A 16,667-nucleotide genomic window follows, 5' to 3' on the forward strand; every position below is an offset into this window, starting at 1 on the left:
AGTTAGATACTATTTGGGGGTATTTTTTTTTGTTAATTCCTCTGACCTAATTGTAAATCACCATTACGGATTGTTTTACGAACGAGGTTACCTCTTGCCCCTACTCCCTCAATAATGACGGTGCAATCCTTAAGATTAGGAAAATTGTTGAAGCTAATTTTCGCCCGTCCTTGTTGATCTGTGATCAGATCGGGTTTCCAAAACATGGTTTTGACCACCTGGTTACTTTGCACTTCATGCGCAAAGGCTTCCTGGTAAAATTTATGCTGTAAGGCAAATATGCCAGGGATAAAGAGCGAATTGGCAGCCTGCTTTTGATGTTTATAAGAATCGCCCTTCTTTGTAGTGATCAAAAGTACCCCACCCGAACCTCTTATACCATAAATAGCTGTTGTCAGCACATTTTTCATAAATTCTATACTTTCGACATCCCTGGGAGATATTTCCCGAACGGATATCAATCCAGGTACACCATCAACTAAAACCAACATGTCGGGTGTGTGACTGCCGTCGGGTATCGCCGATCTTAATCTGAAGCCACCGGGTACATTGACGATAGGCAATATCCCATCTAAGTTTGTCAGGTCTGGCAATTTCTCCACTACATCAGGAAGCAGAACTCTATCTGCGTTTCCAGGACCATTTAGATTTGTGGAGTGCGAATCTGCAAGCTTTATTTTCCGGTTATAATTTACTATATTGACATCTTTCAATTGATTAAGCCCCTTAAAATTAAACTTACTTTCGCCCCTAGTCTTCAGTTGGGCAACATAATTTCCATAATCCTTTGTTGTTTTAAATGCATCGACTATCCCCTTTAGGTTTTTATTACCACTGGTATTTTCGGCTATATTCGGCCGTTGTTCATGATTGATAGTTACCGTATATGCTACACCCTGCCTGGCTTTAGCCTGAATCCTTAAGGGCAAATATCCCAGAGAATCTGACAGATAAAAAGTGAATTGTCCATCTCGATTAGTTAACGTATCCAATAACATCCCCTTATCCAGTTCGCCGGCCAGCAAGGTAATAGGGATGTTTGCTATGGGTGAGCCTTTGGAAACTCCTGTGATCTGTCCGCTAATTTTTATCCTCCGTTCGGCGGCAAAGACCGGATCTGATAATTGAGTGCCAGAAACTTGCTGCCATATAAACCTGCTCCAGCCCTGGGTAAGCATCAGGCCGTCCAGTTCTTCATCTTTTTTTTCCGAAGGGCTATTGAAGTAGTAGTTAGGCTGCTTTATGCTACCTTTCAAATCAGAATTGAGGAGGAGGTTGCTATAGATTGTTTGTTCATCGTCTTCATTGGCACTTAAATCACCGGAGCTGACTATTGCCATCGAAAAACTACCAATTATTGGTTTTCCGGTTACGCTTGTAGCCTGCAATTCCAACTCCACCTTTTCATCTTTTTGGTAGGCTGGTTTAAATCCCGAAAGCGCAAGATTTATCTTTTCCTGATAACTATTAAAAATTAATCGTTCAGATATTGGTTGATTCAAGTCATTGAGCAGGCTCAGCTGCAGGATACCACCTGGTAGTTTACTTTTCGGTATGGTAATAGAAATTTGCTGGTCAGGAAGTTGTGTATCCATGTAAAACAAGGGAATACCATTTGACAACGGAATGAAAGTAAACGTTTTTTTGTTAAGGAGATCTTCAGTCGACTGAATTTTAACAAAAAGGCTATCTGGGTTGCTATTATTTGCTGTAAGAATGGTTCCGCTATTTAATGCAATTGGAAGTTGGACTTCCTGCTTTGATCCATCTGGAAAGTTAAAAACGGCCGTATACTGTTTTAACGATGATGGTGTAAACAGAAAACTGCCTATTCCCGCATGTCCGGAACCGAACTCAAGGATGCTTTTACCGGCCTCATCAAGTAATAATCCTGATGCGATTACACCATTACCCCGCCAATTAACGATTTTAAAACCGACACGAGCAGTCAACCCGTTAATCAATTGCCCTCCCTCCGGAAAAAAACTGACCTTATATTTTTTTGCGTTATCAGCAATGCTTCCCTCTTTTTCAGCAGATTCAACGGAACCATTATAGGGGTTGATGATGTTGATGTATTTAGTAAAGAAAAATTCCGGACTGAAATTACGCATCCAATTGGTATATGCACGAACATGATACATCCCTTGAGGAAGACTGTCGGACAGTGCTAAATCACCTGCGCTGAAGCCCGCTATTGTCTGTAAAATTAAAGTTTTTATGATTTTGTTTTGGTCATTTATCAGTTCAACATGCAAAATTCGGCTCAAATCACTGGGGACGTTTTTGACAGCATTGACGAGGTACCCGGCAAATCTGGCGGTATCTCCGGCAGCATAAAAAGACCTGTCAAAATGCAGATGTATTTTTTCCTGGGGATAATTTTTGCCCTGGCTATTCAGCTTGTCAATGATCATGCGCTCAGTGTTTTGCTGTGCAGAGGCTGAGCAAAAACATAAGATAAATGCAACGCAAAGAGCCATTATCGGATTTTTCATACAGGGAGACATATATTTGGCTGCCAGAGCTAAGCGCTGACATTAACAATATAGTCAGTATTTATTACAAAAGAGAAAAGGCTACATCATATAGTACGATATAGCCTTTTCTCCTATTTAAAGGGTATAAAGAAGATCTACTTATTTTTTATAGGCTTTATATTTTGAAGCCTCAGCCGCAGTTGCCGGATAAACGCTTACTGCTGCTCCCCCGCCACTGGCAAGTTTAAGATTCAGTACAGTTGCCTGCGTAACCACGACTTTAGTGATAACATAGGCCTCAGGATTTTTCTGCCAGTCTGTTGTAGCCGCATCGCCGTAAATCGTAGCAATGTATTTCTTTCCTTTATCCAGGAAGGTTAAAGGAATATTTGTTACTCTGCTATTTTCGTCGGTAATCGCACCGATAAACCAGTTGCTTGTACCTTTCGCTTTTCTTGCAGTAGAGATATAATCGCCCGGCTCAGCCTCTACCACCTTGGTATCATCCCAATCTGTGGCTACATCCTTGATAAATTGAAAGGCATCCTGGTGCGCATCGTAGTTTTCAGGAAGGTCGGCTGCCATTTGCAGTGGACTATAAAGGGTAACATATAGCGCCAGTTGTTTAGCCAGTGTAGTATGTACTTGCCTATCTGGTGCCGCAGCGGCATAACCTTTCAGTTTAAATATACCCGGCGTGTAGTCCATTGGGCCCCCCATAAACCGGGTAAAAGGCATAATCGTTTCATGATCTGGCGGGTTTCCATCACTGAAGGCATTGTATTCGTTACCGCGACCAGCTTCAGAAGCCATCCAGTTTGGAAAAGTACGGTGTAATCCTGTTGGACGGTTAGACTCATGCGAATCCAGCATCACGTGATGATCGGCAGCTTTTTGCGCTACACGTTGGTAATGGTTAATCATCCATTGCCCGTCGTGGTGCTCCCCTCTAGGAATTATCTTACCAACATAACCCGTTTTAACTGCAGGATAGTTGTAGGTATTCATAAACTTAAATGCTGTATCCAGATAACGTTCATAAGTTGTTGCAGCGCCAGATGTTTCGTTATGCATAATCATGCTTACACCTTTAGACTTGGCATAGTCAGAAATCGCTTTAACATCGAAGTCAGGATATGGTGTGGTAAAGTCAAACACATTTTCTTTCCAGCTGCCAAACCAATCTTCCCAGCCTACGTTCCAGCCTTCTACCAATAGGCCCTGAATACCATTTTTAGCTGCAAAGTCGATATAATGCTTTACGTTGGCGGTATTACCACCATGTTTGCCGTTTGGAATGAGCTGACCTTTTGCATCCAGTGTATCCTGACTGTCGGCATAGTTCCATCCGCTTTTACCGATTTGCAGTTCCCACCAAACACCCATAAATTTCATTGGTTTGATCCAATCAGTTGTAGCTAGTTTTGACGGCTCGTTTAAGTTTAGGATCATTTTAGAACTCAGGATGTCTGTAGCTTTATCGCTGACAATAATTGTTCTCCATGGAGTACTGAACGGTGCATATAAATACGCTTTATTACCTGTAGCATCTGGTACCAGGCTTGCCGACATACCGAAATTCTTGGTATCAACATGCAATTGCATCGCTGGATAATTGACCAGTGCGGCTTCGTGGATATTGATATATAAACCATCGGAAGTCTTTAACATGAGTGGCGTTGCTACTGAATGTTGATCCGGAACAACGCGTACTACGATGTCTGTAGCCTTATCTTTTACTACCCATGCGTCAACAGCACTTAAGGTCGAGGTTGTATATTTATATTCATTGGTATCGTAATCACCAGGGATCCAGAATGCTTTATGATCGCCAGTCTGATTAAATTCTGTCAGTTCTTTGCTCACAACAAAGTGTTTCAGATCCTTTTGTTTTGGGAAGGTATATCTAAAACCTACACCGTCCTCGAATACACGGAAAACGATATCAAGTAATCTGAAGGGTGCATTTTTTTGCTTTAAGTGAACAGTTAATTGCTCATAATGATCTCTAATAGAACTCACCTCACCCCAAACTGGTTTCCAACTATCGTCGTGTGCCGACTTCTGACTGCTTGTAATTACAAAATCTTTAGCGAAGGCTGCATCGTTAGCAAGTTCAAAGCCCATTACCGAGGGCTTGATGGCTTTCTTCCCTGCGTAATCTACCTGATAAACCGGTCGTCCGGCTTCGTCAAGTTTAAACTCCAGTTTTACTTTATTCAATTGCGCGCTCAGCGGCTGGCTTTCCTGTGCAAACAGGCCGGTGCTCAGCAGCAGTAAGCTCAAAAAACAGGTACTCATCTTTCTCATGTCGTATCTTAATTATATGTTATTGTTTTCGTGTGTTATATTCTGTGGAAAATGAAGGTGTAAATCCCGGATAAAGATCTTTATAAAACCGTTCAAATTCACTGCTAAAGGTATAGGTAATCCGGTCTGAACGGTAAGGAAAGGCCGTAATTCCTTCAGGAGTGACGAATTTTACAGTGCGCTGATTGTTTCGTGTAACATTTACACTAACTACACCCGTTTTCATTGGAAATTTTGAAATGGAAAGCCCGGCAGCAGCATGTTTTTTGCTACCATTGACGTTGATATCTGCCGGAGCCCTGAGCAGAGTAACCAGCTCTATCGAGTCTTCCCACACTGCGGGTATTACCTCCTTTTGAAAAGCTTTTACCGGGATGTTAAATGGTGCAGGAACAACATCATGTTTATATTTCTTAAAAAATGCAATCGCTACATCCCTGTCGGCATATGGCGATGGTTCGTTCTTCCATTTGCTTTTGTAATAGTTTAACAGAATAGAAAATCCTTCATTATGGTTTATTTCTGGTGCCAGGTGATGTCCTTCGGGATAATCGTTCCAGGTTATCACATTAATAATAGCAGCATTTTTTGCTATGCCAAATTCCAGCAGTTTTCTAAAATTGTAGGATAGCCCCGTAGTAATATACTTACGTTCCACCTGCCCTATTCCAGCCTGAACGGCATCAGATACCTGGTGGTACATATCCCATGTTCCTTTTTTTAACAATTTTGAAGTATAGAAATCATTAAAAACAGAAGCTGTAAAAGTTCGTTTTCTGGTTGAGCAGATTTGAGAGATACGTTCCCCAACGTAGTTCTTATCGTTGTAAGGTAGCGTCCAGATCCACGTTGCGGGGAAATAATCCAGGAAATCGTTGAGGTCTCTATTAGTAATTTCTTTGTTTATGGTAAATATGCAAGCAAAACGTTCGTGTGTCTTATCGGCAAGTCGCTGATACGCTCTCGCAATATAATAAGGAACTGGTAATCCATTACGGTCGGCCGGAATATCTGCCAGCCCTTCCCCATCCCATTGGTAAATGACGAGTCTGCCGTCCGGTGTGCGGAGCCAGTGTTTATTATCGCGTCCAACTTCATCAAGTATCCCATTCATCCTGGCTGCGTATTCCTCAATCTTTAGGTCTTCTGTTTTTCCATTGGGATGAGAGATACAAAAAGTAAATTTAAATTTGAGCTTTTGTTGTTCGGCTACACGGAAGTAGGCTTTGATAATATTGTCCCAGTCTTTGGCTCCCAGAATGTAGTAAAATTGAAAGCCATCGATACCTGAGCGAATGGCGGCACGCATCTCAAATTCTACCGCTTCATCCAGGGAACGGCTGGACATCATACTGTCGACCATTACTTTCACCTGTGTCAGGCCTCCAAGTGGGGCTGATATGTTTCCAGTTGGCGCGTAGTACCGGCTATTGCCACTATCTTCTAACGGATGTCCTTTAAAACTAATAATGTTGGTCATGCAATGCGCAATAACCAACTTTTCTGATGTTAACGGGAGACTGTATTCGGGGAGATTTTTCAAGCTATCCTGCGCATGGAGTATAGGCTCCTGCACCAGCCAGCACAGTAGGAACAGCGCTACAAAAGAATGGAATTTCGGTAATCTGTGCATGCGGGTATTTTATAATAAAGTGTAAGGCACCTTGCGGCGGCCTTACACTGTCAACTAACCAAATTGACTGAATGAATTAATAACCTGGATTTTGTTGTCCGGCGATCTTCGCATTAGAGTTGAACTCATCTTGCGGAATTGGCCATGAGTAGGCTTTATTTTCGTTAAACTGCAATGCACTAACTGTCAATGTAGAACCGAAATAAGCCGCTTCAGATTTCCCGAGTTTCCATCTGCAGATATCGAACCACCACTGACCTTCATTGAACAGCTCTGCCCAACGTTCATAGTATAATGGGTTGTTACCGAGAACAGGGTCGTTAATGGCTTTAGTTTGTCCAGTTAAGCTGGTATAATCTATTGCAGATGGCGAATTGATCGGCAAGCTATAGGCACGACGTTTTACCTTATTGAGGTATTCCAGTGCAGTTCCCTGATCGCCAGCACCTTTGGAAGCTTCGGCATATAATAAATAGATATCAGCCATTCTGAGGAAGTACCAGTTCCATGCATCTGCCTGTACAGTTTCAATACGGTAATCCAGTGCTGCATATTTACGGTATCCCCATCCGTAAGTATTTACATTTGAGGCAAGATACGGTGGTTTTGATACCGGAGCCCAGTTTGCACCATCAAATTTCAAGGAATCTAACCAAGGCTGTACGGTATTCACAAACAAACGTGGATCGGCTAATTTGTTAGCACGTACTGCCAACGCCTGAGCTTTATATGCAGGATCCATTACTTTGGCGGGGTTGCTGTAGCTTGCCGACTTGGCAGTGTTAAAGTTTGGATTGTTTACCAGGGTATAGTAACCTAAAGGATAACCGAAGCGTTTGATATTTTGATCATGGATATCACCATTACCCGTATAACCCAGGCCATGGGCAGCGATTTCAGTTCCATCAGCACCTAAAACGTTTGGAGACCAGATCATGCCATTCAGCGTAGTTGCATTTGGTGTACTTCCGTAGATACCATAATCACCCATAGGGTCTTTATCTACGTTCAACTCAAATAATGATTCTTCGTTGAATTCATTAGCAGAGTTACCATTAAAGGCATCCCTATATTTATCATAAGCCATTAACGTTTTACCACTGTTCTGAATCACATCCAGCAATACAGGACGAGCGTTTGTCCAGTCTTCAGTAAATACATAAGATTTTCCCAGCAGCCCTTTGGCTGCCCACTCAGATACACGTCCCAGATCATTTCCTGTCCATACTTTACCCTTAAGCAATACTGCTGATTGTTTTAAATCTTTTTGGATAAAATCCCATACCTCTCTTGCTTTTGCTCTCGGCTTTTGTGCTGCCTCAAGATTAGCCGGCAGGGTTTCATAAATAGGAACGCCCATTTTATCGCCTCCGGTGGTGCCTTTGATATAGCTTTCGCCATAGAAACACTCCAGCTGAAAATAATAGAAAGCGCGCAAGAATAACGCCTGACCCCGGATATAATCAATATTCTGCTTATCTCCTGCTGTAGCATAGTTTTTCTCAAAGAAGTCTGCCGCCTGAAGGGTAACGTTGCAGTTTTTGACACCTGTGTACAGGGCACTCCATGCATTTGCAGAGAACGTATTATTTACGCTTAGGTTATTTGACATCCACTCTGTCCAAACAAGGTCTCCGTAAGCGCCATTCGACGTATGGGTGGAGTTTGCCATTGCCTTAGGCATCAATTCAAAACCGTAGAGGGCCAAGCTGCGCAAGTTAGAATATCCCGGAGAAAGGATGCTCTGTAAATCGTTGATTGTTTTTGGATAATTTGAAGTGGAATAGGCATCTGTAGGGCCTACATTATCAGGATCCTTTTTGCAGCTACTTAGCACAGCGAGCATCAGGATGGCTATATATATTTTTTTGTACATGACTTAAGTTTTATAGGTTAGAAATTAACATCGACACCGAATGAATAAATGCGTGTTTGTGGATACTGTGAAACAGCATCAATTCCACGTGTTGTAGGACCGGCATAACCTGCCTGTGAGAATGCACTTCCTAACTCAGGATCCAGACCAGAATATTTAGTGATTGTGAACAGGTTGTTACCCATCACAAAGATCCTTGCACTTTTAATTTTAGCCTTACTTAACAGGTTGGTAGAGAAAGTATAACCAATCTGCAGATTTTTGAGTTTCAGGTAATCTCCTTTTTCTACGAAATAGCTGTTTACCGACGAGTAGTTAGAGTTGGGATCCAGCGTGAAGTTTGTACCGTTCTGAATGCCTATTCGAGGTTGTGACGTTACGCCATTGGCACCAAGAAAAGAAGCTCCGAACACTTTAGGAGATGTATTTCCGTCAGCAAAAGGGAACATTTCATAAGCTTTAGTACCATTAAAGATATCAACGCCAGCAACACCGTTGAATAAAAATGCAGCGTCAAAACCTTTGTAGTTGAAGCGCAGGTTAATACCATATACCAATTTAGGGTTTGGATTTCCTATAACCTGTCTGTCGGCCGAGGTAATCTCCGGATTTCCATCTACGTTTTCGAAAATCAAGTCACCTGCATGTGCAGTATTACCATTTACTTTTTGACCCGCCGCTTCGGCATCCGTTTGGAAGATACCTTTTACTTTATAGCCATAGAAAGAGCCGAAAGGCAGGCCGGCCTGACTAATAGTAATTCTTTGATTCGGCATGATGTTGAATCCGGCATCCCCATTGTTGTAAAAATTATAACCATCGTATAGCGCATCTGTAGTTATACCAGAAAGACTCAATACTTTGTTTTTATTGAAACCAGCAGTAACACTTACGTCATAACCGAAATCGCCGGCTTTATCCTGATAACCTAACAAGAAATCAAAACCTTTACTGTTTACTGAACCGATATTAGTTAAATAAGGACTGGTAATACCAGAGCTTAGCGAAACTGGTAAAGCATACAATAAGTCTTTAGTCGTTTTGTTGTAATATTCTGCAGTGAAGTAAAGTTTGCTATTTAATAATGCAACATCAATACCTACGTTAGATTCGCGTACAGTTTCCCAGTGCAGATCAGGGTTAGGAATTGCTCCATAGCTGCTACCCAATATAAGTGGTGTTCCAGGTGCAAAATTTTGTCCACCAGCAGAACCCTGTCCGAATGCAGTAAAAGGGCTGTAAAGAGCGAGATAGCTGTAAGGAGCGATGTTACTGTTACCAAGTTCACCGTAACTACCTCTTAATTTTAACGTATTGATGATTGGTAACGCTTTTTTAAGAAACGGTTCTTCAGAGATATTCCATCCGGCGGAAGCCGCAGGAAAAACACCTTTTTGTTTGTTTGGACCAAAAACTGTGAAGTTAGCATCCTGTCTGATCGACCCAGAAGCGTAGTACTTGCCTTTATAATTATAGTTTAAACGACCGAAGTATGATTTGATCAAGCCATTATTGTCAGTTTTACCTGTTACCGCATATCCCGTTGATGTTGTCGGGATGAACGAGTAGCCTGGTAAACCGATACTGCTTTCGCGAACACTGGAGCTGAAGTAGTTACTGCTGATCTGTTCAAAACCTGCCACTGCATTAATTGTGTGGCCACCAAAAGTCTGGTCGTATGACAACACATAGTTGCTCAGTAATTGGCGACTGTCTATAGCAAGTTTTGTTAAAGAGTTGTTTGCATTGGCACCATTACCAGAAAACACATCCTGGAAGTAATCCTGTGTTTCATGATAGTAAGAATAGCCAAAAGTTGTTCTGAAGTTTAAATGTAATGGCAGGATGATGTTTGCGTAAACGTTACCCTGCAGGTTATTTTTGAAGTTCTGCACACTTGCGGCATTTGCCGTAGAAAGTGGGTTTGGTCCGCCAAAAGTGAACCCATTATATCCGCCGGGAACAGATCCGTAAGAGCCATCCTTGTTGTATTCGCCGATGATTGGCAAAGTACGAAAGGGTGCATTATGTAGCTGTGCTTCAACACCAATTGGAGGAGCGGTTTCTCTTTGCGAAAGCGCTAACTGCTCTCCTATTTTAATACGCTTGCTCAGGTTAAGGTCTGTATTGATCCTGGCTCCAGCGATATTACTGAAGTTTCTGATGTACACCCCTTCCTGCCTGTTGTAAAACCCAGAAACCAAGTAATTTACAGTTGGCGTGGCACCACTGATTGAGACGTTATAGTTCTGTTCGCTTGCATCACGGTACAATACTTTAGTCCAGTCTGTATTCGCCAGGGTATCTGTTCTTGTTGCAGTGGAGAAATATTGTGGACGGATGTAGTTTTGCAACTGGATAAACTGATCACGATCCAACAGTTTCACCAATTTAGGCTGTGTGATGCCATAACGGGCGTTGAAATTTACTGCAGGCTCTGCAGTTGTACCTTTTTTAGTCGTGATTACAATAACACCACCTGCTGCCGCTGATCCGTAGATTGCTGCTGCACTTGCATCTTTCAATACATCAATGGTAGCAATATCCTGTACGTTCAGGTTGTTACCATCGGGCGAGCGTACACCATCAATAATATATAAAGGTGCAGGCTGACTTAAAGACGTTAGTCCGCGGATAATGATGTTTGGTGTTGCATCAGGCGCTCCTGAGTTTTTCACCACATCAATACCAGCAACCCTGCCTTGCAGTGCCTCTGTAGGGTTTGTTATCGGCTGGTTTTTGAAAGCATCGCCTTTAATAGATGCGATGGATCCCGTGACATCCTTACGGCGTTGCGTACCATAACCTACCACGACCACCTCATTAAGTTCAGTATTATCATCCGCAAGCTGTACGTTAATCGTGCTGGATACCGATGCGCGGATTTCTTTTTTTGCGTAACCAACCATAGAAAACACAAGAATATCAGTACTCTGGTTGTTAACCTGAATAGTAAAGTTTCCTGTACTGCTGGCGGTTTGTCCGGTTGTTGTTCCCTTGATTAGGATGTTTGCTCCCGGTAAGGGTAGGCCTTGTGCATCTGTTACCTTTCCGCTGATGGTGGCTTTTTGCGCCATTGCTGCGTAGGACAAGAACAGAAAAATACCACAAAGCTGGAGTGCTCTAAGTAATTGTTTTTTCATCGTTACAATGTTTATATATGGTTATCATTCCTTTGCTCCAGGCTTTCGCCTTTTGCATTTCAAAGAGATAACAATATTTACTCAGTAACAATTTTCAAAATCAAAATATAAACCAATAAAGCGATTTTAAAATTCAAATAATTGTTTTTCAGTTTGTTGAAAACAAAACAGCGTAATAGAATATAAACGAAATATAACAGCAAATGATCAGTTAAACAGCTTTTATGGCCAGAATAGCTGCTTCGAAATCATCGTTTGCTACAAGAGACCGACCTTTAATCCGAGCTTTGTAGTTGTAGATGGTATTGATGGAATATTCCAGGATAGAGGCAATTTTCTCAGTATCGTGGATACCCAGGCGGATGAGGGCAAAAATACGCAGATCGGTATTTAGTAGTTGATCGGCGGCAGGTTTTGTTTGATGCTCTGCTGCGAATAGTGCATTGAATGCTTCAACAAAATTTGGAAATAGGGTGAGAAAAGCCTTATCGAAGTTTAGGAAAAGCTCATCGCGCTCTTTCTTCAGGTTGATATTATTCACCAGCATCTGCATATCATCAAACTTCCGGGTTACAATCTTATTGTTCACGGCACGCTTAAACTGATCGAGCTTGGCAATATACTCTGAGATCAGGTTGAAATAATATCCTATATATTCTTCCTTAATTTTCTCTGCCTCATTGAGTTTATTGATTGTTTCCTGCAACGAAGTATTGGTTTGAACGATGATCTTATCGGCTTTCCGCAGCTTTTTAAGTTGTCTGGAAATGATAAAGGCGAACAAAATCACCATTGCCGCCAGCAGTGTAAGCAATGCGGCATAGATAAACAGGATACGGCGTTGTTCTTCTACGGAATTGACTTTTTCTCCAGCTATAACCATTAATATAGCACTAACCTGCAGTTTACGTTGCCGCGCGCCATAATAGGTTGCATCACGCATGGCTTCATTAATAAACACAAAGGCATTTTTGATATCTCCTTTTTTATGGAGCAATTGTGCAAGATTAAGCATCGCTGCCGCTTCTTTCGTTGAAGACTTTATATCAGCTTCCGCGGCTGTAAACAACAGTCTGATAGCCTCGTCAATGTTGTTGTTTTGAATATATATATCACTGAGGGTTGATGTTGTTACGGCCATCTGATGGTTGCTGATGGTATGGCTGTTCAACAATTTCATCAACCTCTTTTCTGCCTGATCATTTTTACCCATTTTCAGGTCCTTGAGCCCAAGATAATATTGGTATTCATAGGCTGAGGGATTAGAAAGGGAAAGTGCGGAGTCTATATACAGCGATGCTTTGCTGATGTAGACTGGCGTATAGTATTTATCTTTATCAAAGTCGGCCAGATCATAATAAGTCCGTGCATTTAGAAAATAATATTCTTTTTTAATGCTATCTGGAAGAATACGAACATTTACCGTATTGAGGGAATCGAAAGTCTCCTTGAACATCCCGGAAGAAAGGAGGATAAAGCCCATTGTTATCTTTCCTTTAGCAATTTTAACGGGATCTTTGAGTTTACGGCCATACTCCTGCATACGCTGTGCATAAAAAAATGCCTTGTCGTAATTAAAGGACTTATATTCTTCATATAGTCTGGTGTAGAGTTCGTATTTTTTTGCTGCAGAGGCATTTTCTGGTAGCTCGAGTGCGTTCTGCAATTTATTAATGCGTGTATTTTTTTCCTGGTCGTACTGGTCTTTTTCTGCAATACGTTCATTGAGCTGGCGCAATGAGGCATCGAAACCAGATTGGGCATACGTGCTCAACGAGGTAATTAACAATACCAACAGCCATTTAAAACGCATAGAAATTAAGGTCCTGAAAACGCGGGGATACATTAGATAGTAGGATATCTGGTTTATTTCGCGATAAAGTTATCATTATTTCTGCGCTGCCCAAAATATTGAATTGCGAAACAGGCGAACATAATTGGCATTATCAAAAAGACCTGGGTCATGCCCCATAAAGATGTAGACGTTTTTCGCTTTTTTTCCTGGATTTGACCAGATGACAGGATGATCACCCATTTTTATTTTAGAATCCGGATGATAGGTAGATTCCAAAACACTTGCCAGCACCTTTACATGGAGTCTTGGACTTTTATTGTAGGTATACCACTCCTCTTTGGCGACTAAAAATTCTGGTTTAACGCCCAGCAAGACCGGATGGTTACCGTTTTCAAGCTTCACTGTTGCCGATGCAAAGTCAGGTATATAATTAAGGAAACGAATATCACCCATAAAATCGGAAAACCAGGTCCACATGGGGAAACCGTCAAATTCGCCCAGTAAAGTAGCATGGTGGAAGCCGATCCAGCCACCTGTTCCGCGATCAATATATTGCTCGAAAGCTTTGCTTGCGGCAGGCTTCCAGGCATATGGGGCATAATCCAATTGAATAATTAGCTGGTAGTTTTTAAGGGTATTCGAATCTATGCCATCTGTATTAGTTACATAGTCTATTACAAAATTGCTGTCTGTAGCCAATGAATTTAGCCACACTTTGGCGCGTTTACTATATTCGATGTGGTGGCCACCATTTTCTGCCAATGCCAGCGCTTTAAATCTCGGTTTGCTAAGTAAAACCAAACCCTCTGGTTTTTCTTCAGCCATGGCTGTAAGGGCTTGCAAAAACCAGGCAGCATGTGGCAACCATTGCTCAGTCCATCGCCACTCATTTCCTTTATCTTCGATTTTAAAATCGATTCCCGATCCGTCACCTCTACCCTCTTTTCCTGTAATTCCGTTAGAGATCCCGCCACGCTGAGAACCGTGGCCGAATAACGCCGCCATATAAGGAACCTGTTTACCACCCATGCCGTACATAAAACACATGTTGTAGGGATTTGTACCGAGAATCCACGACAACTGCGTGTTAGCATAGTCGTTTAAAGCTTTAGCGCGACCAGGGCTTGCTGAAGAGCTATGCAACTTGCTACTGAGCAGTGCTGCCGTAGCCAGGGAGCCGAGTCTGGCATTTTCCCCTTGCCACCACCAGCCCGATTCGTTTTCGTGAGGAATAAAAAACCCTTCCTTAATGGTATTCTTATAGTTAAAAGTTTGCCTTGCGTAACCAAAAGGATTTGTGGTATGGTTAGTTACACGCAAGTTATAGTTTGCCGACTGATCAATTACTTTAATCACCCTGGCACGAAATTCCTGATCTGTTTCGACTTTAAGATATCGTATCAGTGACACCACCGGGAGTCCGGCATCGGAAGCATGCCAGAAAGGTCTTCCCTGATCATTCGCCATAAAATACCCTGCAGGCGTTATGCGTAAACAAAGATTATTGCTTCGTTTTCTAGCTTCAGTACGATATAGTTCCTTACCGGTAGCTTTCCATAATTCTGTTGCCGCAAGAAGTGCACAGTAGTCGTCAATAATATTTTCCTTATGATCATCGTCGTACCTCAAATTATTGATTAATAAATGTGCAAAAGCGCGCTCTGCTGCAGCCAGGTAAGTACCAGAAGTATATGCACCATGTTTGTTCCATTTTGATATCCTTGCCAGGGCTGCTATGGCCACTCCCGCTCCTTCCCGAAACGCAGATTGGTAATCTGATGTGGTTACGCTATTTGCTTCGAGTCCTACAATTCTGCGGGCACTTGCATCGGGTTTAAAATAACTGAACACCGTCATATAGAAATAGTCGGCTTTAGACAAAGAACGGATGAGATAATCTGCGCCCCAGAGGGCTTCATCCTGCAAGGAGTCTTTCAGATGGAGCTCATCTAACAACTTAGGCATAGCCTCATCAGCCTGGATAAGGCTCCAGGTAACTAAGGGAATCTGCTGTGGCGACATCAGGTTTGTGTAAGCCAGGTGGGAAAAGTATTTGCTGATATCTCCGGACGCATCCGCCCAGCCACCCCTGATATCCACGCGCTGATCGCTCCCGTATAACAACATATTTTGATCGGCCGAGAGCTCCTGAGGTGTGTTTGCACGCTGTTTCCTAAAATAGTTAAGCAGCGCCGGCAAAGTAGTTTTGATCAGTGCGTTGGGGCCGATGTTGAAGTTTGCGGAGCGATAGACCTTACTCCCCACTTTTATTTGAAGGTGATAAGTTCCTGAAGTTTGAAAGGCGCTGAAATCAGCTTTACAAAACCAGGATTTTGCATCCCAGTCTTTTACCTGTGTGGCTTTAGATAACTTGCCGCTATAAACGGATTGCTGCCTGGCATTGAGCAAGCTAAAACTTGCCGTCTGATTGGGTAGATCAAGCTTTACGACTGCCAGTTTAATATTATTACTATCGTAAGCGACTTGATTGACAAAAATTGCTGGCGCTGCTCCTGCCTTAAAAGCAATTGAAAAGATCAGCATGCAAATCCAGCTTATTTTCATCATCCCCGTGCTGCCATTTTGATTAATCTTCCCGACAAGTCCTTGCCCAGGTAGCCATCAATTATGGCGTGGACAACATATAAAATTGGTGTCATTAAAATGGCAACAAGAAATTTGTAGGTGTAGTTAACAAGTCCGATGGCCGCTACCATCTGCCAGCTCCAATGGTACTGTGGGTTAAGATAAAATGCAATAAAGATGACAACAAAGCTGTCTATGAGTTGGGAAACCAATGTGGATCCGGTAGCGCGCAGCCAAAGGGCACGTTCGCCGGTAATCTTTTTAATCCGGTGAAATATGAGTACATCGGCAACCTGACCGATGATAAAGGCAACGATAGATCCAACGATGATCCACATGCCCTGCCCAAAAATTCCTGCAAAGGCGTTATTCATGTTTAGATTTTGTCCATTAATATTTTGGTTCACCCAAAAGTCTGATGCATTAAGTTTCATGGCGAGGCCAACAACAATAAAGGCGAAGGCGATTAAAATGGAAGTCAACACAGATAGAAACCGCACCTGTTTTACGCCAAAATATTCATTGATGATATCGGTCATGATGAAAATAATGGGCCAGGTAAGTACGCCTGCCGACATATTGAAGCTTAGGTTAGGCACGCCAAGCATATTGATATTGAACTTTGGAATGCCGAGGGTGCCTTCGACACTAAATATTTTCACCCCAATAAACTCTGAAAGAATGGCATTGGCGACAAAAAATGTAGCTAATACAAGTAGTAATTTACTTTCCTTGGTTTTGAATGTCATAGCAGATGAAATTATCAAATTATTTTGATAAGTAGCTGCTATTGGTATAATTTTTCAGGGGCTTAAAATGGGCATCTATTAAATTATGTCTATTT

The 16,667-nt window shown here is 42.1% G+C and carries 8 protein-coding genes; all 8 read right to left on the reverse strand.

Translation table 11 applies throughout. The annotated features are described in order from the left end of the window. Positions 1–32: 32 nt before the first annotated feature. Complete coding sequence (locus CLV32_RS01340) at positions 33–2,498, reverse strand: hypothetical protein (RefSeq protein WP_166641858.1); 2,466 nt, start codon at positions 2,496–2,498, stop codon at positions 33–35. A gap of 141 nt (positions 2,499–2,639) precedes the next feature. Then, on the reverse strand, positions 2,640–4,790 hold the full coding sequence (locus tag CLV32_RS01345; RefSeq protein ID WP_133551620.1) for a glycoside hydrolase family 97 protein: 2,151 nt from the start codon (positions 4,788–4,790) through the stop codon (positions 2,640–2,642). A 19-nt stretch (positions 4,791–4,809) separates the two neighbouring features. Continuing rightward, positions 4,810–6,423: an endo-1,3-alpha-glucanase family glycosylhydrolase gene (locus CLV32_RS01350; RefSeq protein ID WP_133551622.1), complete on the reverse strand. Its 1,614-nt coding sequence runs from the start codon at positions 6,421–6,423 to the stop codon at positions 4,810–4,812. 76 nt (positions 6,424–6,499) lie between these two features. Beyond that, the gene (locus CLV32_RS01355) at positions 6,500–8,299 is read right to left on the reverse strand and encodes a RagB/SusD family nutrient uptake outer membrane protein (RefSeq protein WP_133551624.1); all 1,800 of its coding nucleotides are present in this window, start codon (positions 8,297–8,299) and stop codon (positions 6,500–6,502) included. Between the two features lie 17 nt (positions 8,300–8,316). After that, positions 8,317–11,442 carry a SusC/RagA family TonB-linked outer membrane protein gene (locus tag CLV32_RS01360; RefSeq protein ID WP_133551626.1) on the reverse strand — a complete coding sequence of 1,042 codons (3,126 nt, stop codon included), beginning with the start codon at positions 11,440–11,442 and terminating at the stop codon, positions 8,317–8,319. Positions 11,443–11,653: 211 nt separating this feature from the next. Further along, entirely contained in the window at positions 11,654–13,255 is a 1,602-nt protein-coding gene (locus tag CLV32_RS01365; RefSeq protein ID WP_243732207.1) for a DUF6377 domain-containing protein, read from the reverse strand. A 75-nt stretch (positions 13,256–13,330) separates the two neighbouring features. Further along, a complete protein-coding gene (locus CLV32_RS01370; RefSeq protein ID WP_133551628.1) occupies positions 13,331–15,805 on the reverse strand; it encodes a ThuA domain-containing protein in 2,475 nt (824 codons plus the stop codon). Beyond that, positions 15,802–16,572 (reverse strand): queuosine precursor transporter, encoded by a 771-nt coding sequence (locus tag CLV32_RS01375; protein WP_133551630.1) that lies wholly within the window; start codon positions 16,570–16,572, stop codon positions 15,802–15,804. The genes CLV32_RS01370 and CLV32_RS01375 overlap by 4 nt, the downstream gene beginning before the upstream one ends. Between the last annotated feature and the right edge of the window lie 95 nt (positions 16,573–16,667).

The organism is Pedobacter duraquae, from assembly GCF_004362245.1.
In the GTDB taxonomy this organism is placed as follows: Bacteria; Bacteroidota; Bacteroidia; order Sphingobacteriales; family Sphingobacteriaceae; genus Pedobacter; species Pedobacter duraquae.